The following is a 23386-nucleotide window of genomic DNA, read 5'->3' as shown; positions in this document are numbered from 1 at the left end:
GTTTGTCGGTCATGAAAAACTCCTCGATAGATGCATTTTCCACTTATCGAGGTGTCCGGGGAAATTAGACCACTACATAGATCAGCATGCCTCTACCCAATAAGGTACAAGCATGGAATCGGTGCGCTGAAACGCGTCATAGAAAGAGGATCGCCAAATCCTGTCGCCGATGTGCGGCGACGGGGCGAACTATAGGGGGGATGGTTCGAGGTGTGCAACCAAACGGGCGCGACGCTGACTTTTCTTAGCGTTTTTTAGCTCGTTCGTACACAGCGCTACGTTCGCGCTTATCAACGGCTACCACCGAGACGACCACGCGCTCGTCAATCACTTGATAAACCAGCCTGTAGCCAGAGGCCTTTAACTTGACCTTGTGGCAGTCAGGCATCCCGTGCAATGAATCCGACTGGACCCGAGGTAACTCAAGCCGTTCAGCCAGCTTCTTTTTGAACTGCTCGCGTAGGGTATGCCCCAACTTGTCCCACTCCTTGCGTGCGGATGGCAGGAATTCAAGCTTACAAGTCATCCAGGCTTACCGGCATCGGCGTTTCATGGCTACGAGCGCGGACTAGCTCGGCCAGCTCCAGGTCATCCAACCGTTCCATCATGGCCTCGAATACATCGGCCGGAACCATATACCCTATGACACGATTGTGATTCAGCACCGCAACCGGCCCACCATGAGCCCCGCTCAATACTGCTGAGGGATTTTTCTTCAGCTCGGACACACTGACGGCCGTATCGGCCAGAACATTTTGCATATTTAAGACCTCTATTTAGGTCTTAAATCTGGTCCGCTGATAGTTTTTAAGCAACCCGGAAAAATCTCACAAACACGGTTTAACCCCAGATTTTTTTACCGCTCACCAGATTTTTTTACATTTCGCCTGTTTTCCTCAGATTTTTTTACACCCCCCGCCCCTTCCTCAGCAGCACATCCAGTTGATCCACCACCTCTGCCCAATCGGCGTCGTCCAGCACTTCATCGCGCAAAAAATCCGCCTGGCACTTGGTCCAGAAGAAGGCGTCAGCCAGGTGCAGCTCGGGTTTTAGCGGCGAGTGGGTGGCGACGAAGGCATCAATGCTGGCGGGGTCGTCGGGCAGGCCGAGTTGTTTGAACAGGGATGGCAGGCTGTGGGTGGGTGATTCCATGGGAGGCTCCAGGGATGAGATTGGGTGGGAGACAGTGATTTAGCGGACAACCTTATTGCGACTGCTGCGCAATCGATCGCGGGCAAGCCTCGCTCCTGCAGGAAATATACGGTCCGATGCAGGAACGAGGCTTGCCCGCGAAATTGCGTAAAAAATACTGCCAATCATCATGAATGACTCACCTCGCACACTTCGGCATGGGGCACCATTTTCAGGTACTGGTCCATGCTCAGGTGGACCAGGTTGTTGTGGTTGCCGGCTTCGAGGTAGATGTCTTTCTGGCGGGTCAACATTGGGTCGATGATCATGTCCATGCCATAGGATTCGCCCAGAGCAGGCACGGCCCCGCGTTCGCAGTCGTTGAACAGATGGGCCAGCGTGCTTTCGCGGGTGATTTGCCATTCGCTGCTGCCACGGACTTTGCTCAGGTCCAGATGGCGGCTGGCGGGCAGGACGGCCATCAGGTAGTGGCCGTGGTGGTCGTCGAGTATCACTGATTTCGCCACGCGCTCAGCGGGGATACCCGCCACCCGGGCGGTTTCCAGGCTGCTCGCCGAGTGCGGATGAGTCACGACGTCATATTCGCAATGGGCCTGTTCCAGGCTCAAATGCACGGTTCTTGCCATACGCATGATGCACCTCGGTGTCCAGAGCAACTGCTTGCGGACGGTGGGTTAACAACTTGATTCCCCTTAAAAGAGTCTAGGCCGTGCACCGGGTACCGACCACTCTTGGCCCAACAAACTTCTGAGCGGTTTGCCGACGTAACTGATCAAAATTCGCTCAGCCCATTGCTCAACTAAACTCCAGTTCAGGGCCAACGAATAGATGATGGCCCTATGGCACATGACTCTCCGGGAGGGTCATATGAACAAGCGTGGATGGCGGGCGGTGTTGCTGTGGTTGCTGATCGGGTTACCGACCGGGCAGGCGTGGGCTGTGGACCCGGTGATTGTGCTCACGGTGAACGATGTGATCAGCCCGGCCAGCGCCGATTATGTGGTTCGGGGCTTGAGCAAGGCAGTCGATGAGCACGCGCAATTAGTGGTGCTGGGCATCGACACACCGGGCGGGCTGGACACCTCTATGCGAGCGATTATCAAGGCGATCCTCGCCAGCCCCGTGCCAGTGGCCAGTTTCGTCGCCCCCAGCGGTGCCCGCGCTGCCAGCGCCGGGACCTATATTCTCTATGCCAGCCATGTCGCTGCCATGGCGCCAGGCACCAACCTGGGTGCTGCGACGCCGGTGCAAATCGGTGGCCTGCCCGGGCAACCAAACCCACCGGCGGCACCACGTACCGACAAGAATCCAGAGCCTGAAAACACCACAGACACTCTGACCCACAAACAGATCAATGACGCTGCCGCTTACATCCGCGGCCTGGCGCAATTGCGCGGGCGCAACGTCGACTGGGCCGAGCAAGCGGTGCGTGAAGCCGTCAGCCTGTCGGCTCAGGAGGCGCTGAAGCTCAAGGTGGTCGACTACGTGGCGAATGACCTGAACGGTCTGCTCAAACAGCTTGATGGCAAGACCTTTAGCGTCGCCGGGCAGGAGGTGCAACTGCACACCTTCGACGCCCCGTTGATCAACCATGACCCGGACTGGCGCACGCAATTGCTGTCGGTGATCGCCCATCCCAGCGTGGCATTGATCCTGATGATGATCGGCATCTATGGACTGTTTTTCGAACTCATGAGCCCAGGCACAGGCGTCAGCGGCGTGCTGGGTGGGATCTGCCTGTTGCTCGGGTTGTATGCCTTGCAGTTATTGCCGGTGAATTACGCCGGTGTAGCGCTGATTTTGCTGGGCATCGCGTTCATGGTGGCGGAAGCCTTCTTACCGACGTTCGGGGTGATCGGCTTCGGCGGAATTGCCTCTTTTGTGGTGGGCGCAGTGATTCTGATGGACACCGATGTGCCGGGTTATGGCATTCCGCTGCCCTTGATCATCGGCCTGGCCGTGGTCAGTTCCGCGCTGTTTGTGACACTGGCGAGCATGGCGATGAGGGCGCGGCAGCGAAAAATCGTCAGCGGCGATGCCGGGCTGGTGGGCAGCGTCACGCCGGTGACCGCCGTGCAACCTGATAACCCTTACAACGGCTGGGTGCAGCTGCAAGGGGAAAACTGGCAGGTCCTGAGCCCAATGCCACTGCGACCCGGACAACGGGTTCAGGTGTTGGCACGCAAAGGGCTGCTACTGGAAGTGACCGCGGCGCAGGCGACACCACGAGGAGAATGATCATGGGTCTGGAATTGGGTTTTGGCGCGCTAATTGCGCTGTTGATTCTGTTGGCCGCGTTAACGTTTCGGATCCTGCGCGAATACGAACGCGGGGTGGTGTTCCAGCTCGGACGTTTCTGGCAGGTCAAGGGTCCCGGACTGATTCTGTTGATTCCGATGGTCCAGCAAATGGTCAGGGTGGACCTGCGCACCGTGGTGCTCGACATACCGCCACAAGACGTGATCACCCGCGACAACGTCTCGGTGAAGGTCAATGCGGTGCTGTACTTCCGGGTACTCGACCCGCAGAAGGCGATCATCCAGGTCGAAGACTTTCTCATGGCCACCAGCCAATTGGCGCAAACCACATTGCGGGCGGTGCTGGGCAAACATGAACTGGACGAACTGCTGGCCGAACGCGAACGCCTGAACACCGATGTCCAGCAAGTGCTCGATGCCCAGACCGATGCCTGGGGAATCAAAGTGGCCAACGTCGAGATCAAGCACGTCGACCTCAACGAATCGATGATCCGTGCTATCGCCAAACAGGCCGAAGCCGAACGGGAACGGCGGGCCAAGGTGATCCACGCCGAAGGCGAACTGCAGGCCTCGGAAAAGCTCATGCAAGCCGCCGAAATGCTCGGCCGTCAGCCTGGCGCGATGCAGTTGCGCTACATGCAGACCCTGGGTGCGATTGCCGGTGACAAGAGCTCGACCATCGTCTTTCCGCTACCGATCGAATTGTTGAAGGGCATGGCGGACTTATCATCGAAGGGGTGATGCACGTGAGCTTGACGATCCCCCTGTAAATTCACTTACTGTCGTTCGACATGAGCCGCCACAGGTACCGCTATATCCCCCGCCGCCCAGGCGGCTTCACGGCTGGCCAAGGCGTTGGCAATCGACTCGACCTGAGTCGACTGCACCTGATCCGGTAGCGGATCAAGCCCGGCGCTGGCGAAGATCTGTCCATACGCGTTGCGTAGATCGGCATAAGACAGGTCACGCCGCAAATCTGCCTGCAGGGTGTTCAGTTCGCCCTGGATCAGGTCCAGCTCACCCAACCCGGCCGCTTGATGGCGATTGCGTAATTGGCCGACGATTTGCCCGTCGATGCTGGCCAGTTGTTGGTTGGTTTTGAACTGACGCAGCGCTTCACGGTAGTTGGCGTTGGCCACATAGAGCTGCGCCAGCACGGCAATCGACATCGCCTGACGGCGCGCCGTGGCGACTTGTTCGCCGGCCTTGGCGACATCGATGGCCGCCGGAGCGGAAATCACGTTGAACAGGTTCCAGGTAACTTTCACCCCGTAGTCGGCCCACTTGTCATTGACCAAAAACGAGTTGCTGTCGTAGTGCCCGCCAGCCGAGAACTCAAGCCCCGGCAGTAACCGCAGCATGGCCTTGCGGGTTTCTGCGGCGCTGATGCGCGTCTGGTAGTCCTGCTCACGCAGTTCGGGGCGGCTGGTCAGGGCTTCCTGTTCCAGGCTCGCCAGGTCGACTTTCAACTCGGGAATGTCGTAATCGTCCGGGGTCGCCAGGGTCAAGGAGGTGCCCATCGGCAGGTTGATCAGGGTCGCCAGTTCGGTTTTGGCCAGGGACAGTGCCTGGCGCTGTTCCTCCAGTTGACGGGTGGCTTCGATCAGCGAGCGTTGGTAACCCAAGGCTTGTATCGGATCACCGATGCGCTGTTCGCTCATGCTCTGACTGTTGACCTTAGCCGTATCGACCCGCGCCATCAGGCTGTCGATCTGCTTGAGCAGGCGTTCGGCGGCTACCGCACGCCAGTAGGCTGAGCGCACGTCCTGGACGATGGTGTTGATCACCTTGCGCCGACGCTCCTGAACGATCAACCGTTGGTCGCCCTGCTGTTTGGCGTTGATGTAGCTGACGCCAAAGTCAAGCACGTTCCAGACCATGGTCAGGTCGGCCACCCTGCGGTCGCGGTCCTGAGAGGTCGAGGGTTCCAGAGACTGGGTGCCGGTCTGCACACTCTGGCTGCTGGAGCCGCTGACGTTGTTACGCCCCACGTACCCGGCATCCAGCGCCATGCGCGGCAGCATGTCAAAACTGGCGAGGTCCAGTTGGCGCTTGGCCAGGGCCTCTTCCATGATTTTCAACCGGCCTTCGAGGTTGTACTTCACCGCGCGAGCCATGGCCTGATGCAATGTCAAAGGACCGCTTAATGGCTCCTGATCCTTGTACATGCTGAGCAAATCGCTTTTGGCGCGCTGCTCGCTGACACTGCGTTCAATCGGTTCACTTTTGATTGCGCATCCGCTGACCATCACCGCCAGCAGGCTGACACCAAACAACTTATGACTTCTTCTCATCCTTGGCTTACCCCCGGGTCCAGCCCTGTATTAAGTCTGTTTCAGGCCTGCATTTCGCTGATGCCGACCTGTTGCAAGGCCGCGGCCAGATCCAGGATCTGCCGTTGCTCGGTGTCTTTCATTTGCTGCAATTGCTGGCCCAACGTCGGCGCGCCGAACACCCCGCGCAAGCCTTGTGAGACATCGCCGCCTTGTATTGAATGGCTGTCGATGGCATTGAACGAGCCGCTTTGCGAGCCTGAATCCTGATTGAACAGGCTCGACAGCGTGCTACTGCCGAACACCCCGCCATCACCGCCACCAAAGCCGAGGAAGCCTTGAGCCGCACCGTTCCCGCCGCTTTCGCTGCTGAACACCTGAGCGATGAAACTTGGTGCCAGGGCGCCGTTATTGATGAAGATGCTGCCCACCGGAGGTAAACCATCGCCCGAAGTACGCTGCTCGAACAATGGCGTAAAGGCCAGCGGCGAACCGAGATTGCCCGTAGGCGGGGTGAAAACGATGGGTTGCAGCGGCACATTCGGTGGGTCCGCAAGCACCACTGGAGAATCAACCCTGAATTGCGGGTCGCCACTGGTGGCGATGGTGTTGACCGAATAACTATTGGAATCCGTAGTGCCTACGCCCGAGTTGCCGGCCAGGTCGGTCACACCACTGCCGTTCAGGCTGACCAGATTGCTGGCATTGTTGACGTTGGCCGTTGGCGTCAGGGTCGCCGTCCAGGTTTTGCCACCATCGCTGCTGGAAAGGTTGGACAAGGTGCCATTGGTCGCGCTCAGGTCAGTCAGATCGAAGCCGCTGACCGCTTCGCTGAAAGTAATGGTCACCCGTGAGGTCTGATTCACCGTCAACGCCGGGTTAGCCACCACGATGCTGGTGACGGTTGGACGTGTGGTGTCGATGGCGTAGTTGTTGGACTGGGTGGTGCCACTCCCGGCGTTGCCGACCGAGTCAATCACACCGCCGTTGTTCAACGTGATGAGATTATTGGTATTGGAGATATTGCCGGTCGGAGTCAGCGTCGCCGTCCAGGTCTTACCGCCATCGCTGCTGCTCAGGGCACTCAGCGTACCGTTGGCGACACTCAGGTCTGAGTTGGTAAAGCCACTGATCGCCTCGGAGAAGGTGATGGTCACGGTGGTCGTCTGACCGATGCGCAGAGCGCTGTCGCCCACGACAATGGTCGCCGTCGGACGCTGAGTATCAATGATGAAATTGTTGGAGTCGGTGCTCCCCGTCCCGGCATTGCCGGCAAGATCACTGACTCCGGTATTGTTGAGGGTGATCAGATTGGTCGCGTCGCTAACATTGCCGTTCGGGGTGAACGTCGCTGTCCAAGTCACGCCACCATCGCTGCTGCTCAACGCGCTCAGCGTGCCGTTGGTCACCGTCAGGTCGCTGTTGTCCAACCCGCTTACCGCTTCGCTGAAGGTGATGATCACTGTCGAGGAATCGCCCACCGCCAGAATCGGGTTAGCGATCACGATGGTCGCCGTCGGGCGCACGGTATCGACGGTGTAATTGTTCGAGTCGGTGGTGCCACTCCCGGCGTTGCCGAGCAAGTCACTCACACCGCCGTTGTTCAGGGTGATCAGGTTGCTGGCATCGGTGACATTGCCGGTTGGCGTAAGCGTCGCCGTCCAGGTGACACCGCCATCGCTGCTGCTCAACGCGCTCAGCGTGCCATTGGCGACGCTCAGGTCTGAGTTGGTAAAACCACTGATCGCCTCGGAGAAGGTGATGGTCACGGTGGTGGTCTGACCGATCTTGAGTGCGCTGTCGGCGACCACAATGGTCGCGGTCGGACGCTGGGTATCAACAACGTAGTTGTTGGAGTCGGTCGTCCCCGCTCCGGCGTTACCGGCAGCGTCGCTCACACCACTGTTGTTGAGGGTGATGAGGTTGGTCGCGTCTCTGATGTTGGCGTTCGGGGTGAAGGTCGCCGTCCAGGTCACGCCACCATCGCTGCTGCTGACCGCGCTGAGTGTGCCATTGGCGATCGTCAGGTCGGCGTTGCTGAACCCGCTCACCGCTTCGCTGAAGGTGATGATCACCTGAGAGGTCTCACCCACTGGCAACACCGGATTGACGACCACAATAGTCGCGGTTGGACGCTCGGTATCGATGGCATAGTTGTTCGAATCGGTAGTGCCAACACCGGTATTGCCAGATGCGCTCTGAACGCCGCTATTGTCCAGCGTGATCAGGTTGCTGCTGTCGGTAATGGCATTGGTTGGCGTGAACGTTGCGGTCCAGGTGATGCCGCCATCGCCGGAGCTGACCGCGCTGAGTGTGCCATTGGCGATTGTCAGGTCGGCGTTGCTGAAACCGCTCACCGCTTGCGAGAAAGTGATGGTGACCTGCGATGTTTCACCGACTTTCAGCGCGGTGTCCGCCACCACGATGGTCGCCGTCGGGCGCACGGTGTCGATGGTGAAGTTGCCGGAATCCGTGGTGCCGGTACCGGCGTTGCCCGCCAGATCGGCCACCCCGCTGTTGCTCAGGGTAATCAGGTTCGTGGCGTCGGCAACACCGGCCGTCGGAGTAAAGGTCGCCGTCCAGGTAATACCGCCATCGCTGGAGCTGACCGGGCTCAACGTGCCGTTGGGCACACTCAGGTCGGCGTTGGTGAAGCCGGTCACCGCCTCGGAGAAGGTAATGGTGACCAGCGACGTTTCGCCCACAATCAGCGTTGTGTCAGCAAGCACAATGGTGGCTGTGGGCCGCTGCGTGTCAATCGCGTAATTATTTGAGTCGGTCGTCCCGGTGCCGGCATTACCCGCCAGATCGCTGACGCCACTGTTGGTCAGGGTGATCAGGTTGCTGGTATCGGTGACGCCCGCCACCGGGGTCAGGGTCGCGGTCCAGGTGACGCCGCCATCGCTGCTGCTGACCGCGCTCAAGGTGCCGTTGGCGATAGTCAGGTCGGCGTTGGTGAAACCGCTCACCGCCTCGGAGAAGGTGATGGTCACCAGTGAGGTTTCGCCGGCCGCGAGGGCGCTGTCGGCGACGACGATGGTCGCCGTCGGGCGCACCGTGTCGATGGCGTAGTTGTTGGAGTCAGTGGTGCCATTGCCGGTGTTGCCCGATGCGTTGGTGACACCGCTGTTATCCAGGGTAATCACGTTGCTGGTGTCGGTGATGTTGCTGGTCGGGGTGAAAGTCGCCGTCCAGGTCACGCCACCATCACTGCTGCTGACCGCGCTCAAGGTGCCGTTGGCAATCGTCAGATCGGCGTTGCTGAAGCCGCTCACCGCCTCGGAGAAAGTGACGGTCACCACCGTGGTTTCACCGACCCTCAACGCCGTATCGGCGATCACGATGGTGGCGGTCGGCACTTGGGTTTCAACAGTGTAATTACTCGAACTGGTGATGCCCGTCCCCGCATTGCCCGCCAGGTCGGCGACTCCACTATTGTTCAGGCTGATGACGTTGCTCAGATCGGTGATGCCCGCGGTCGGAGTGAAGGTGGCGGTCCAGGTGATGCCGCCGTCGCTGCTGCTCACCGCGCTCAGGCTGCCGTTGGCGATCGTCAGGTCAGCATTGGTGAAGCCGCTCACCGCCTCGGAGAAGGTAATGGTCACCAGCGAAGTCTCGCCGGCCTGAAGGGCCGGGTCGGCCAGGACGATAGTGGCGGTCGGGCGCTGGCTGTCGACCGCGTAGTTGTTGGAGTCGGTGGTGCCGCTGCCGGCGTTGCCGGACAGGTCCTGGATCCCCGTGTTGTCCAGCTGGATGATGTTGCTGGTATTGGTAATGCCCGCCACTGGGGTCAGGGTGGCGGTCCAGGTGATGCCGCCATCGCTGCTGCTGACCGCGCTCAAGGTACCATTATCGATGGTCAGGTCGGCGTTGGTGAAACCGCTCACTGCCTCGGAGAAGGTGATGGTCACCAGTGAGGTCTGACCGACTCCCAGGGCGCTGTCCGCGACCACGATGGTCGCCGTCGGGCGCACTGTGTCGATGGCGAAGTTGTTCGAATCGGTGGTGCCGCTGCCGGCATTGCCCGACCCATTGGTGACGCCACTGTTGTCCAGGGTAATGATGTTGGTGGCATCGGTAATGCTGGCAGTCGGTGTAAACGTGGCCGTCCAGGTAATGCCGCCGTCGCCACTGCTCACCGCGCTCAGGGTGCCGTTGGCAATCGTCAGATCGGCATTGCTGAAGCCGCTCACCGCCTCGGAGAAGGTGATGGTCACCCGTGAGGTTTCGCCGATCTTCAAGGCGTTGTCCGCCACCACGATGGTAGCGGTCGGGCGAACGGTGTCGATGGTGTAATTGTTCGAGCTGGTGGTGCCGGTGCCGGTGTTGCCGGACAGGTCGCTGACCCCGGTGTTGTTCAGGGTGATCAGGTTGGTGGCATCGGCGATACCGACAGTTGGGGTAAAGGTGGCGGTCCAGGTGATACCGCCGTCGCTGCTGCTCACCGCGCTCAGGCTGCCATTGGCAATCGTCAGGTCGGCGTTGGTGAAACCGCTCACCGCCTCGGAGAAGGTGATGGTCACCAGTGAGGTTTCGCCGACCGTGAGGGTGCTGTCGGCGACCACGATGGTGGCCGTCGGGCGTGCGGTGTCGATCGCGAAATTGTTGGAATCGGTGGTGCCGCTGCCGGTGTTTCCGGCAAAGTCGCTGACCCCGGTGTTATCCAGGGTGATCAGGTTGCTGGTGTCGGTGATGCTGGCGGCCGGGGTGAAGGTCGCGGTCCAGGTGATGCCGCCGTCGCTGCTGCTCACCGCGCTGAGGGTGCCGTTGGCAATCGTCAGGTCGGCGTTGGTGAAGCCGGTCACCGCCTCGGAGAAGGTGATGGTCACCAGCGAGGTTTGGCCGATGGCTAAAGCCGTGTTCGCGACCACGATCGTCGCCGTCGGGCGCTGGGTGTCGATGGCAAAGTTGTTGGAGTCGGTGGTGCCGCTGCCGGCGTTGCCGACCAGGTCCAGCACGCCGGTGTTGTTCAGGGTGATGTGGTTGCTGGCGTTGGTGATATTGGTCGTCGGAGTGAAGGTCGCAGTCCAGGTAATACCGCCGTCGCTGCTGCTCACCGCGCTCAGGGTACCGTTGGAAACGGTCAGGTCGGCGTTGGTGAAACCGGTCACCGCTTCGCTGAAGGTAATGGTCACTGGTGAGGTCTGGCCGATGCCCAGGGTGGTCGTGGCAACGATGATGGTCGCGGTCGGACGCGCGGTGTCGACGCTATAGGCATTCGAGCTGGTCGTGCCGCTACCGGCATTGCCTGCCGTGTCGCTGACTCCGGCATTATTCAGGGTAATCACGTCGCCGGCGTTGGAAACCGATGAGGTCGGGGTCAGGGTCGCGGTCCAGGTGATGCCGCCGTCGCTGCTGCTGACCGCGCTCAGCGTGCCGTCGGCGACCGTCAGGTCGGCATTGGTGAAACCGGTCACCGCCTCGCTGAAGGTGATCGTCACCAGGGACGTTGCCCCGATGTTCAGCGCATTGTTGGCCACCACGATACTCGCGGTCGGCCGCACGGTGTCGACCGTATAGGTGTTGGACGTGGTCGTGCCGGTACCGGCGTTGGTCGCGGTATCGGTATAGAGGGTGTTGTTCAGGGTAATGACGTTGCCGCTGCTGGTGTTGCCGGCGGTCGGTGTCAGGGTCGCGGTCCAGGTGATACTGTCGCTGGTGGTCAGGTTGCTCAGGGTGCCGTTGGATGCCGTCATGTCGGCCAGGCTGAAGCCCGTCACCGCCTCGCTGAAGGTGAAGGTCACCGTGGAGGTGCCGCCGATGTTCAGCGCAGGACTGCCGACCACGACGGTTGCCGTCGGCCGTACAGTGTCGACGGCGTAATTGTTGGACGTGCTGGTGCCGACCCCGGCAGCGCCCAGCGACACGCTTGTCACGCCGGTGTTGTCCAGGACGATGTGGTTGGTGCTGCCCGTGACGCTTGAATTTGGGGTAAAGGTCGCTGTCCAGGTGACCCCGCCATCGCTGCTGCTCACCGCGCTCAGGGTACCGTTGGTGACCGTCAGGTCGGCGTTGGTGAAACCGGTCACCGCCTCAGTGAAGGTAAAGGTCACCAGCGAGGTCTGGCCGATGTGCAGGGCGCTGTTCGCCACCGCGATGGTAGCGCTCGGTGTCGGTACATAGGCGGTGTTTACCGTACCGCCATCGTTGAAGATATTGTTCACGGCCGCCACGCTGGCACCGGTACTACCGCCGCCCAGCGCCGGACCGCCGGAGCCGCTGCCACCGACGTTACCGGACAACGCCGCAAAGTTGGCGGCGGTCATCAATACCGTACCTTTGTTCCAGATCGCGCCGACACCTTTACCGGCCGCGCCACCGGGGTCGGCGGAGCCGCCCAGGCCGCCACCGCCACCGCCGCCACCACCGGCGGCGATGTTGTTGGAAATCACCGAGGTGCCCACGACGGTCAAGGTGCCGGTTGAAGCGTTATAGATACCACCCGCGGCCGAAGCACCGGCCCTGCCGGGCTTGTCCCAACCGGAGCCGCCACCGCCACCGCCGATGGAAATCGTGCCGTTGTTCGCCGTACCGCCCGCGCCACCGCTGCTGTAGTTGGCAGCCCCCAGGCCGCCCGCGCCACCGCTGCTGCCGCCGCCGCGACCGCCCATGTAGTTGGGGTTGTACCCGCCACCGTTACCGCCCTTGTTGGCACTACCGCTCGTACCGCCGTACACACCCGTGCCGAAACCGGAGGTGCCACCATGACCGCCGGCTTGCCCGCCCAATGCACCGCCACCGCCGCCACCGCCGCCGACCGCGCCACCGACGTAAGGTGAGGTGACCCCGCCACCGCCACCGCCGCCCGAAGCGGCGTTGCTGGTCACGGTGACGTTCTTGAGGGTCAGGTTGCCGGCATTGAAAATACCGCCACCCATCGCCGCAGTGCCATCCGTACCGGCAGCAGCACCATTGCCGGCCACCAGGCCTTGTTTGATGATCAGCCCGTCGAGGGTCGCAGTGACCCCGGAAGCGACCTGAAGCACCCGGGTCTTGTACTGACCGTTGAGAGTCACATCGGCAATGCCGTCGTGGTTCAGGTCACCTTCCACCGTGACGTTCTTGGTAATGGTCAGTTGCGAGTTCAGATTGACTGTCATCGTGGTGCTGAACATCACCGTGTCACCCACCACGGCATCGCTCAGCGCCTGACGCAATGAGCCGATCCCACTGTCACCGTTGTTGGTGACCGTCAGGGTCGCCAGGCTGTACTGATACGCAGCCATGGACTGGGCTGACAGCACGTTATGGCTCTCGATGGTGCCGGTCGCGATTTCCAGATCCCAGTCACCGCCCATGCCGGTACGGTTGCTCGACGCAGCGATATCGCGCCCGGTGAGTTGCGCCAGCGAGTCGACAAAGCTGATGCCCTTGTCACCTGCGGCGGTGTTGCAGGCGTAGATCAGAATGTCGCCGCCGACGTTCATGTCATTACCGATGCGCGCCAGCACCGCGCTGCGAGCCGCCACGTTATCGGCCGCCAGGTAAGTGTCGCCCAGCCACAAGTCGCCGCTATTGCCGTGGGCGATGATTTCCACGGTACTCACGCCGTGGTGGGTATCCAGATAATCAGCGATCTGTTGCAAGCCGTCCTTGGTCGCGTCGAGCTGCACCACTTGGGTGCCGGGCGCCACACCTTTGAGCAGGCTATCGGCGTCCTTGATACGCGAATCGACGAACACCACGCTCTGACCGGGCACGGCGGTGGGCGTCGCAGCAGGCGCGGGTGTGGCCGCTGACGTGTTGTCCGCCTGACCGTGGGTGTCCTTGCTGGCCACCGGGTGGTCGGCAACCGGTGACTTCGCAGTGTCCGCCGTGGCGTGGCTGTCGGCTTGGGCGGCAGTATCGGCAACCGTGGCCGCCACTGCGCCGTCGAACAGCATTCGCGGTTCCAGCGACATGATCATTGGCGATGCCAGGACGCGTGCGCCTTGGGATGTTTGCGACTTGCCTTTGCTCCACCACATATTGCTCACCCGGATTCGAACTTTTATTTGCGCGCAAATAAAAAAGCCGTAATCAACTGATCGCGGTTTCGGCTTTCATACGAATAACGTTGGCGGCGCTGGCGGAGCCATCGTGCCAAAAAGACAATTCTGCGTATTTATCGAACAGGTCCGGCGGCAGGATCGTGCGTCGGGGTTCCAGTGCGACCGTGCGTTTGACCTTGTGCAGCCCCGATACTCCGAGCGCCTGATCGAACTCCGGCGCGTCATAGGCGAGGTTGTTGAAATCGTGCTCGAACCAGGGTTCGCCGATGAAATCGTAGATCAACCGCATGACCCGGTCAGGGGCCTGGCTCAGCAAATCGTAATCAACGATCAACAGCGAGTCGGCGTTTTCGCCGTAATACGCCTCTTTCAACGCGGTCCAGGCAAAACCCACCAGACGATTGCGCTGAGCCAGGGTTTCGCAACGGCTGTAAACGGTATTGCGCTCGATTTCGTCATTGAACAGCTTGGTGTTCTCGAACGGATTGGCGCGGTACAGACGCTCAAGGCTGTCCATCACCCAGGCAACATTGCGCACACAGGCAATGGTTTTGGCCTTCGGGAACAGTTCCCGTAGTGCAGGCAGGCGCGCGCACCATTGGCGATTGGTGTCGAAGATGACGGGTGTGTCTGCCTGATCGGCGTAGAAGGAATCGAACAGACCGTGCAACAGACGACGGCGCAGTGGGGTGTCGATGACGGCACCAAATTCGCTGCCGGCACTGCATTGTTCGAGAATGCCGGAAAACAACGCGCCGACCGGACTGGTCATGCCAGCATGAAAACGCGGGTTCTGCAGCAGAATGGCTGAGAGCAGGGTGGACCCTGAGCGCGGTAAGCCAGAGATAAAGTGGAAGTCGTGCAATCCCTTCACCGTAATCAACATCCTTTTGTAGGACAAAGCGTAGTCCATGAAGGGGACTTCCGACTAGTGGTCTTTTGATATCAAATCGAAGCAAAACCGCGGAAGAAGTGTGATGTTGATTGGGCGAATCGCCGGCCATGGCATTGATGCGGCGAGCGCCTCGCAGGCGTTGGCGAATGCACACCGGTCAGTTGGAAGGAATGAACAACCGAACAAAGGGCATCAAACGGATGGTGTACGGTGACCGGGACAACACGTTCTTTTTCATGAAGATCAGAACGTTTTTCCCGGTAATCCGTGAAAAACCGAAAGTTAATCTGGCGCCAAAATCAAAGAAACCTCAAAACACCGTCAGAAATTTCTCGGTCCCCGCGTGCTCTGTAGCCGCTGTGCAGGGCTGCCCATCACAAACAGCCGCGCTTTGGCGTTACCCGCCTCGAATTCGCGAGTCTTGTGCCACGTGGGGGGCAGCGGTGCGAATTCATCTGGTTGATCACCGGTGCTGATCAACCACACTCGCCCGGTCCCAGCGGGCAGCTCTGCCAGGCTGTCGAGGTAGATTTTGTCGGCATCCTGATTCACCAGCGTGCCGAAACCGTAGGCGTTTGGCCGGCTGGAAACTCCATTGCGCAACGGCGGCGTGTAGAGCAGCGGTTGGGCATCGGTTCGGTTGTAGTAGACGTAACTCATGTACCAGAGCATGTCGCTGATGACGATGCGATCGCCCGCGACATAACGCTGGTTCACATAATCGACCATGACGCTGACCTGATCATTCACGTCGACAGTAGCGTTGATTTTTAGTCCCACCAGCTCTGTGCCGACAAACACCGCGAGCAAGGCGAATGCCAACATCCGAAAGCGCTTTTGCAACTGGTCGATAGCGATCGCCAACACCATCGGCAGGCCCAAGGCATAAGCCGTCATGTAACGCTCGATGAAGACAGGCGAGACGAACGACACCGAGAAGACCACCAGCAGCGGAAGCGTGGTGTAAATCACCGGCAAAGTGTGAAGCTTATAGGGTGTTGGATCACGCCAGGCCGTCATACCCACAATGACCAGAACCAGCAGTGGCATTGAGGCAAATACCACCCACGGCAGGTTGTCCGCCTCGTCCTGGACCAAAAACAGCCAAATCATCGACGGTAACGAAGAGAACGTGACAGGCAGTTCCCAGCCCACGTCACCATTGGCTTTGAGTTGGTCTATGTGCTGCAGCAGATCGATCAATCCCGGAATCCAGGGCACAAAGAGCACAACGATCGCAACGTTAGCGAGCCACCAGCCGGGGCGGGTAATGTGCCGAGACTCTGCGCTGGGTTGCAGACGCATCACCAGCAGATACAGCCAATGGGAAAGCACGCAGAGGGCAGTGAAGTAATGGGTATAAAAGGCCGCGCTCATCAACAGCGCATAGATCACCAGGTAACGCGAACGCTGAGGCTGTTTGACCCAATACACTAACGCGATGGTCGCGCCGATCAACAAGACGCCCAACAGCGAATACATGCGCACTTCCTGGCTATAGCGCACCGCTGTTGGCAGCAGGGCCAGCAGCACCCCGGCCAGCACCGCCGCGCGCCGCGTGGCGATCAGCCCCACCAGCCAGATGCCCAGCGCCACCGTGGCAATCCCGGGTAGTGCGCTAAAACTGCGAATCGAGAAAATCCCGTCGCCAAACAGCTCGATCCAGCCATGCAGGAGCATAAAATACAGCGGCGGATGCACATCATGAGCGGCGTGAAACCAGATCCCGGCCAGCGAATACTGGCTTAACAACAGGCTGGAGCCTTCGTCGCCCCAGATTGCCGCTGCGGTCAGATCATAAAAGCGCGTGAATGCCGCCAGCGCCAGAATAGGTACCAACCAGTGTTCACGACCCCATTGCACCAAGCGCTGCACACCTTCGATCAAGCTGACCACAGAGTGCCCGTTACGCTTGTCGCCGAGCTCTGTTTCTCTGCGCACCGCCATCCATTCCCCCGCCAATACACATAAATTATAAGCCGCCCAAGTCCCCCTATGGGCTCTGAAGCACCTGCAACTTTACGACAGGTCGCCACAGTATGCGCTCTGCAAATCGCTGATCCCGACCGATTGCACGCAGACGACATTCGACAGTGAGTCGCGGCAACGTCCACGCTCAGCCCTGGCGTGATCGGGCCACGAAATGAATGCACTCGGCTGATTGCACAAACGGCCCGTCAGATACTCGCGACTAGCGCGCCGACAAACCGTCAGAGATGGTTGATTCGTTGCTCAACGTCGGCCGTTCCACTTGAATATTCCCGGCATTAAAAACCGCTTTCCCTGACGCCCAATGCTGCCAGGCGCCGCCAGGCAGTACCCAGCAACGACTCGCTGCGCCCTTGCAACACGACCAGACCGCGCAACGGCTGAGCGGGCGTTTGCGTGTCATCAAGCGTTTTCAGGCGCGCCCCATATTGTGCCTGCACCGGTTCCGGGCGATTGTTCTCATTGCGACGTACAGCTATCGGACCGTGATGGTCTGAGGTCAGCGCCTCCTGATCGACATACGCAGCACCGTTGGTGTCCACTTCCGTCAGCTCGACTTCAACGGCCGGATGCATCGGATCATCGGCAATAAAACGCCCCGTGTCTGCGGGGGTAACCCGCCACAACTCAGCCTCCGCCAGATAACCGCGCAATCGTGCGCCCTCCTCAACCACCCTGGCCAGCGGGTCCTTGGGTGACAACCAGCGGCCGACGCTCAATTGCGGCAACAGATCGCGCACCTTGCCGGCCTGGGGTGCGCGCAGTAGCAAACGCTCACGCTGCGCCACCAGGCCACGGTACTCGGCCACGGCCTCGGCCAGTCGTTGCTCGACGATGCCGGCATCGGCCGCCGTTTCGCTGCGCCCGGCCTGACGGCGCATTTGCAATTGAAGGATTTCGATTTCACGGCGAACAATGGCCTGTCGCGAATCCAGATCCGGCGACTCCAGCTCGATCAACACCTCCCCCTGGGACACCGGCTGGCCATCCGTGACGTTGACCTGTTTGACCCGCGCCGCCACCGGCGCGTGCAAGGCGCTGACCCTACCGGCTTCGAGCATGGCTGGTAACTCGACCGCACTGCGCCAAGGCATTACCAGCAACAACACCAGCGCCAGCAAACTCACAGCGCTAAGCAACGCCCGCGGTGCATGGGCCTGTTCGCGGCGGGTCCACCATTCACGCCACTCGCACGCGATCGGCAGAAAAATGAACCACACCAACTCAACCAGCATCAGAAAGATCCCGAGTAGCTTGAAGAACAGGTGATAGACCGCCAACGCGATGCCGAAAAACAACGCCGCGCGCCAAAACCAGGAGCAATACCCCCACCACAGTAACCGTCGCTGCATCTTCGGCGACCAGGGTTCCGGCGCTTGCACGCCATAGCCGAACAGCGCTTCACGCAGGCGCCAGCGGCACAACGCAAATGCCCGGCCCTGGAGGTTGTCCACTTCCCACAGATCGCTGAGCAGAAAATAGCCATCGAAGCGCATAAAAGGGTTCAGATTGACCGCAAGGGTCGTCAACCAGGTCGCGCTGGCCAGCATGAACGCTGCGGTTCGCGCCGGCCCGTCCGGCAATAGCGACCATGCCAGCAATGCGATACAGGCCAAGAGCAATTCGGCCAACACGCCCCCGGCCCCAATCAACAAGCGGGCGCGGCGATCATTGACCCGCCAGGCATCGCTGACATCGGTATAAAACAGTGGCAGCAGGACCATGAACGCCACGCCCATGCTCTGCACCCGACACCCCGCACGCTTGGCCATAAACGCATGGCCGAACTCATGACACAGCTTGGCGAAGAACAGCGCGACGCCAAACGCCAGCGCGCCACCGAGACTGAACAGGTGCGGGAAGGTCGCCAGAAAGCGCTGCCAGTCCCGTGAGACCAGAAACACCCCAAGCCCCAGTGTTGCGGGCAGGCCATAGCGCAACAGTCGTGGTCCGAAACGCTCCAGCCATGGCCAGGCGCGATTGAGAAAGGCATCCGGGCGCCACAACGGAATCCGGAAAAACAGGTATTGATGCAGCAGCATTTGCCATAGAGCCTGACGCTGGGCGGCGGCTTTCTGGCCATAACTGGCGCGTTGTTGCGGGTCGAGGGCGGCAATCAAATCATGGGCGCGGAGAAATCCCAGCAACTCATCCAGCTCCTGACCGCCAAGAGGCAGTCCCGGCTCGCGATTGGCCGCGTGCAGCACTTGTTCGGCATCGCCCAACGACCAATGCCGCAGCAAACGCATCGCCGCCGCGCCGACTTTGAAGTAGCGTCCGCGCACCGGGTCGGCCAAGGTCCAGCGTGGCGAACCATCCAGCGCCGGGGCCGCCGCCGACAACTGCAAATCCGCCCGCAGGCTGGGAAGTGTCATCTACAGGCCCACGCTCTGACGTAACCCGGCCAACGGACGGCGCAGCAAGTACAACGCCAGCGGCGCACGTTCGCCGAAAATCTTCGCCGTACCACGCAGACCGATGCGCGGCGCAGCCTCGTTGAAGCGAGCGTCCAGCCGATAAGCCAGCTGCCCGCCGGCGGTGGGCTGCGCCTCATAGGCCGCACGTTCGAGGGTGGCCAGATAGCGGTGCAACGGATCACTGTCCAGAAACAACGCAATCTGCGCGTTGGGCTCCAGGGCAATCGCATCGCCGACCGCCAGTTCAATGCGCAATTCGGCCTGGGTCGGGTCAGCAATTTCCATCAATCGCTCTCCGGTCTGCACCGGTTTACCGGTCCAGCGTTCGGCGTCGGCAAATACCGCGATACCGTCGCGCTCGGCGCGGACCTCACTGCGTTTGAGCAGCTCGCGGGCGTAATCGCGTTCCGCGCGTTTTTGCTCGACCCGAGCCGCCAACAGATCGATCTTCGAACTCGACTCGGCATCGGCAAAGGCACGCTGGGCATTGGCCTTCAACTCGGCCTCGGCAACGCCCAAGGCCCGGGCGGCCACGTCAGCCTGGGCATTGAGGGTGGTGCTTTCGAAACGTAGCAGCAGGTCGCCGGTCTTCACGGTCTGGTTCGGCTTGACCAGAAACTCGGCGATCACCCCGTCCAGCGGTGCTGCGATCACCCGACCACCGAGCGGAACGACCTCCGCGGGCGCCAGCACCGATTGGCGCACCGGAATCAACAGGCCAAGCAACAGCACCGCCAGCAAAGCCGCCTGACGTTTACGGGTCCAGTGCAAGCGCCATGGCTGGCGCGGTTGCAAGGCCAGCCAGGCATGGCTATAGGTGTCACCGAGTTGCGACAGCAAGACGTGTTCGGAAGGGGTCCACGGGATATCGCGCGCCAGCCACAGGCCGCCGAAAACCTGCCCCTTGTGATCGATCAGCGGCAACCAGAACACCTGCGCAGCAGAAAGACTTTGCCAGTCAGCCTGCACCTGCTCAGTCAACGGCGCCGCCGGTATCACGCGCGCCTGTTTCAGCAGATCGAGCTTGAACAACTGTCCCACCGCTTGCTCGACGAACGCCACAAACGGCGCATTCGGCTCCACGCTGCTGACGCCGGTCACCGCGCGCACTTTACCGGCAATCAGCAATGCCGCATGGCGAAAGCCAAACAGCGCCTGACCGTCATTGACCAGGCTGTAGGCCAGTTGCTCGGTGGTGCGAGCGGAACGGGTCTGGCGTTCCAGGTCCAGAAACCGGGCAAAGACCCGTTCGGCGGTGCCCGCCACCGGCGCGTTCATTTGGGCTCCGCGAAACGCGCCGTGCCACTCATCCCCGACAGTAAACCGCTGGCGGTGGGCAGTGTCGCCACCAACAGCAGCGTCTGGCTGCCTTCATCGATTCGCGCGCCGAGGCGTTTGACCGTAGCGTTGAGTGGCTGGCCGGTCTCATCGGGTACGAAGCTGAAGGTTTGTCCGGGCTTGAGTTTTCCCATCCAGCGCGAAGGCACCAGCAGGTGGATTTCCAGCGTGCGGTTGTCGACGATTTCCAGCAAGGGCGAGCCAGCCGCCACACTTTCGTAGCGTTGGACCTTGCGCTCGACGACCTGCCCGTCATACGGCGCAACCACGCTACAGCGCTTGACTTGAACTTGATAGACTTGGGATTGCGCCTGGGTTTCGGCGAGTTTTGCTTCGGCTCGCGCCACTTCAAAGCGTCCGACCGAATTCAGCGAAGCCAGCTGTTTATTGTGCGCCAACTCTTCATTGGCACCACGACTGGCGGCCTGAGCGGCATTGAGCTGGGCCTGATAGGCCGAGCAATCGAAGCGGGCAAGGGTATCGCCCCTATTGAAAGATTCACCTTCGCTGAACGGCAACTCGACGATGCGCCCGGAAAGCTCACTCGCCAGCATCGCCTGATCCCGTGCACGCAACACGCCGCGCGCCTCGTTGGTGATCGACGTCGGCGCAGTGGCCGAACTCTTATCCAGCAGCGGATCGTCTAGTGCGGGCGTTTGCGCCTGTACCAGGCCGCCCAGACAGATTAATCCGAAACCCAATCCACGAAAACGCCGCATAGCCGTAACTCCCTGACGGATGGGCGGAGTCTACGACAGCAATGATAAGCGTCAAGCAAATAGCCATCACTGCCTGGAAAACCGGGTTGCCGCGGATCCGCCTTCATCGCAGCGCTGTATGATCGCAGCACTAGCGTTAATACCCCCGAGTTCATGCGTTTCAGGATTAAGGACAATTCATGCGTATTGGTCTTCTGTCGTCTCTCACACTGGCGTTGAGCGCCATTGTTTCCAGCCAGGCTCAGGCCAGTTCCGATGATTCCTGTTACCCGAACTGGTTGCTGTTCAAAAACACGCTGGATACCTGCAGCAGCCTGCCATTCCTGAGCCCTGGCAATGACAGCCGGGTGAACCTGCGCCTGTTGCTGGCGGACAAAGGCGCATTGCCCCTGACACCGAATGCGCTGGGCAATGACGACCTGGCCGAAGGTTACGGGCCGGTACCCTTCCCGGTGTATCGCCTCAATCCGGCAGCCTCGGGCGAAGTCACCGATAAGGTCGACGCCTCCAGCACCGCGACGCTGGGCGAGCTGCTGGAAAAACTCGGGATCCCCCGCCAAACCACTGAAGCCGCCGGCGATGCGTTCCTGTCCGGCGAAGGCAGCCGTTGCCGAAGCAACTCGCACGGCAGCGCCACAGCGTTTATCCGGCAAGTGGTCGAGGCCGACATCCCGGCAGCCGAACGCCAGTCATTGGCCCGTAGCCGGATGCAAATGCTCGCCGCTTGCAGTTGGGAAAACGCCCAGCAAACGAGCCTGTTGCCCGGTGATATTCAGTCTCCGACAGGCAAGGCCTTCACGACTTATCTACAGGCCGCCGCCGACTTTTACAGTGGGCGCTTCGCCGATGCCGCGACGGGTTACGCCGCACTCAAAAACAGCCCGCAGCCCTGGCTGAAAGAAACCGCGCTCTACATGGCCGCCCGTACCGCACTCAATACCGCCCAGCAGCAGGCATTCGACGAATATGGCATGCCGACGCTCGAGCATGTGGATAAGTCCAGCCTGCAACAGGCCGAAACCGGATTCGACAACTACCTGACAACTTATCCACAAGGTGACTACGCCGTGTCCGCCAAAGGACTGCTGCGCCGGGTGCACTGGTTGGGTGCCGCCCCGGACAAGCTCGCCGAAGACTACACCTGGCAGTTGACGCAAACCCATGGCACACAGCGCAACGTTTCGCTCGATGCGCTGGTGGAAGAAGTCGACACCAAACTGCTGATGACCAACGCCGAGCCAGTGCAGACGCCGCTGTTGCTGGCGGTCAATGACCTGATGTGGATGCGTGAACAGCCCAAGCCGAGGCTGACCCTGGACGCATTGCAAAAACAAAAAGCCGTGTTCGCCCAGCAACCGGCGCTGTATGACTATCTGCAGGCGGCATTTGCGCTGTACGTCGACAAGAATCCGGACAACGCGCTAAAAATGCTGCCCGGTGACTTGCCTCAGCACCTGGACTACCTCGCCTTCAGTCAGCAGACCCTGCGTGGGCTGGCGCTGGAAGCCAAAAAGGACTGGAAAGGCGCCAAAACCTTGTGGCTGCAAATGCTGCCGCTGACCAGGCAACCACTGCAACGCGAACAGCTGGAACTGGCCCTGGCGATGAACTACGAGCGCAGCCAGCAACTGGCCAGGGTGTTTGCCAACGACTCGCCGATCAAGAGCACGCAAGTGCGTTACATCCTGTTGCGCCACGTGGCCGATGCCGACCTGCTGCGCCAGCAAATCACTCAGGCAACCGACCCCGTGGAGCGCAATACGGCTCAGTTTGTGCTGCTCTACAAGGACTTGTTACGCGGTCAGTACGCCGCCTTCGCTCAGGATCTCAAACAGCTCCCCGCTGCACTGCCTGAAGACAAACTCGGCAATAGCCTTGGCTATGTCTACACCGGCGGCCCATCGCTGAAACTCTTTGAATGGACACCGCAAAAGGCTGAGTCCGGCTATGGCTGCCCGAGCATCGCTGAAACCGCTTTGAAGCTGCAGATGGACAGTAAAAGCCCGATGGGATTGAACTGCTTCGGTGAGTTCATTCTGCGCAATGGCCTCGATGGCATGCCGCTGGACCGCAAGCCTGATGCCGATACCCTGGGCGGCACCGCGCCAGGGTTCACCGGCCAGGTCTACTCACGACTGGACGGTTATCAACACGTGATCGGGAACACCAAGGCAACCCACAACGACCGCGCCTATGCACTGTTTCGCGCCATCAATTGCTTTGCACCGTCGGGCTACAACAGCTGCGGTGGCAAGGACGTTGACCCGGCGACGCGCAAAGCCTGGTTCCGCCAGTTGAAAAGCGGTTTTGCCGACACCCAATGGGGCAAGTCGCTGCAGTACTACTGGTAAACC

14 protein-coding genes are annotated in these 23386 nt (G+C 60.5%); 3 read left to right on the top strand and 11 right to left on the bottom strand.

Features of this window, described 5'->3' with window-relative positions; all coding sequences use genetic code 11:
- Nucleotides 1-244: 244 nt before the first annotated feature.
- The 4 genes from AC07UI_RS28925 to AC07UI_RS28910 form a co-directional block, all read right to left on the bottom strand.
- Nucleotides 245-526, bottom strand: a complete 282-nt coding sequence (locus AC07UI_RS28925; RefSeq protein WP_494995717.1) for a type II toxin-antitoxin system RelE family toxin — start codon at nucleotides 524-526, stop codon at nucleotides 245-247.
- Nucleotides 516-761 carry a type II toxin-antitoxin system Phd/YefM family antitoxin gene (locus AC07UI_RS28920; RefSeq protein ID WP_494995716.1) on the bottom strand — a complete coding sequence of 82 codons (246 nt, stop codon included), beginning with the start codon at nucleotides 759-761 and terminating at the stop codon, nucleotides 516-518. The genes AC07UI_RS28925 and AC07UI_RS28920 overlap by 11 nt, the downstream gene beginning before the upstream one ends.
- Nucleotides 762-906: 145 nt before the next feature.
- Entirely contained in the window at nucleotides 907-1152 is a 246-nt protein-coding gene (locus AC07UI_RS28915; protein WP_494995715.1) for a DUF2789 domain-containing protein, read from the bottom strand.
- 167 nt (nucleotides 1153-1319) lie between these two features.
- A complete protein-coding gene (locus AC07UI_RS28910; RefSeq protein WP_494995714.1) occupies nucleotides 1320-1784 on the bottom strand; it encodes an aminoacyl-tRNA deacylase in 465 nt (154 codons plus the stop codon).
- Nucleotides 1785-2019: 235 nt separating this feature from the next.
- On the opposite strand from AC07UI_RS28910, the gene AC07UI_RS28905 reads away from it, so the two are divergent.
- Complete coding sequence (locus AC07UI_RS28905) at nucleotides 2020-3390, top strand: NfeD family protein (protein WP_494995713.1); 1371 nt, start codon at nucleotides 2020-2022, stop codon at nucleotides 3388-3390.
- Entirely contained in the window at nucleotides 3390-4151 is a 762-nt protein-coding gene (locus AC07UI_RS28900; protein ID WP_494995718.1) for a slipin family protein, read from the top strand. Before AC07UI_RS28905 ends, AC07UI_RS28900 begins: the two co-directional genes overlap by 1 nt.
- A 35-nt stretch (nucleotides 4152-4186) precedes the next feature.
- Here AC07UI_RS28900 and AC07UI_RS28895 read toward each other — a convergent pair whose 3' ends face one another.
- The 7 genes from AC07UI_RS28895 to AC07UI_RS28865 form a co-directional block, all read right to left on the bottom strand.
- Nucleotides 4187-5704, bottom strand: a complete 1518-nt coding sequence (locus tag AC07UI_RS28895; protein ID WP_494995712.1) for a TolC family protein — start codon at nucleotides 5702-5704, stop codon at nucleotides 4187-4189.
- Nucleotides 5705-5745: 41 nt separating this feature from the next.
- A complete protein-coding gene (locus AC07UI_RS28890; protein ID WP_494995711.1) occupies nucleotides 5746-13650 on the bottom strand; it encodes an Ig-like domain-containing protein in 7905 nt (2634 codons plus the stop codon).
- Between the two features lie 52 nt (nucleotides 13651-13702).
- Nucleotides 13703-14587, bottom strand: a complete 885-nt coding sequence (locus tag AC07UI_RS28885; RefSeq protein WP_494995710.1) for a sulfotransferase family protein — start codon at nucleotides 14585-14587, stop codon at nucleotides 13703-13705.
- Between the two features lie 303 nt (nucleotides 14588-14890).
- Complete coding sequence (locus tag AC07UI_RS28880) at nucleotides 14891-16516, bottom strand: glycosyltransferase family 39 protein (protein WP_494995709.1); 1626 nt, start codon at nucleotides 16514-16516, stop codon at nucleotides 14891-14893.
- A gap of 320 nt (nucleotides 16517-16836) precedes the next feature.
- On the bottom strand, nucleotides 16837-18933 hold the full coding sequence (locus AC07UI_RS28875; RefSeq protein ID WP_494995708.1) for an efflux RND transporter periplasmic adaptor subunit: 2097 nt from the start codon (nucleotides 18931-18933) through the stop codon (nucleotides 16837-16839).
- On the bottom strand, nucleotides 18934-20253 hold the full coding sequence (locus AC07UI_RS28870) for an efflux RND transporter periplasmic adaptor subunit (RefSeq protein WP_494995707.1): 1320 nt from the start codon (nucleotides 20251-20253) through the stop codon (nucleotides 18934-18936).
- Entirely contained in the window at nucleotides 20250-21032 is a 783-nt protein-coding gene (locus AC07UI_RS28865) for an efflux RND transporter periplasmic adaptor subunit (protein ID WP_494995706.1), read from the bottom strand. Before AC07UI_RS28865 ends, AC07UI_RS28870 begins: the two co-directional genes overlap by 4 nt.
- A 179-nt stretch (nucleotides 21033-21211) precedes the next feature.
- Between AC07UI_RS28865 and AC07UI_RS28860 the strand changes: the two genes are divergently transcribed.
- On the top strand, nucleotides 21212-23383 hold the full coding sequence (locus AC07UI_RS28860; protein ID WP_494995705.1) for a PA5441 family protein: 2172 nt from the start codon (nucleotides 21212-21214) through the stop codon (nucleotides 23381-23383).
- Nucleotides 23384-23386 lie beyond the last annotated feature (3 nt).

It is taken from the genome of Pseudomonas sp. GW821-FHT04C07, assembly GCF_059420325.1.
Note: the sequence above shows the minus strand (reverse complement) of the source record. Positions and strands in the feature narration are given on the sequence as shown.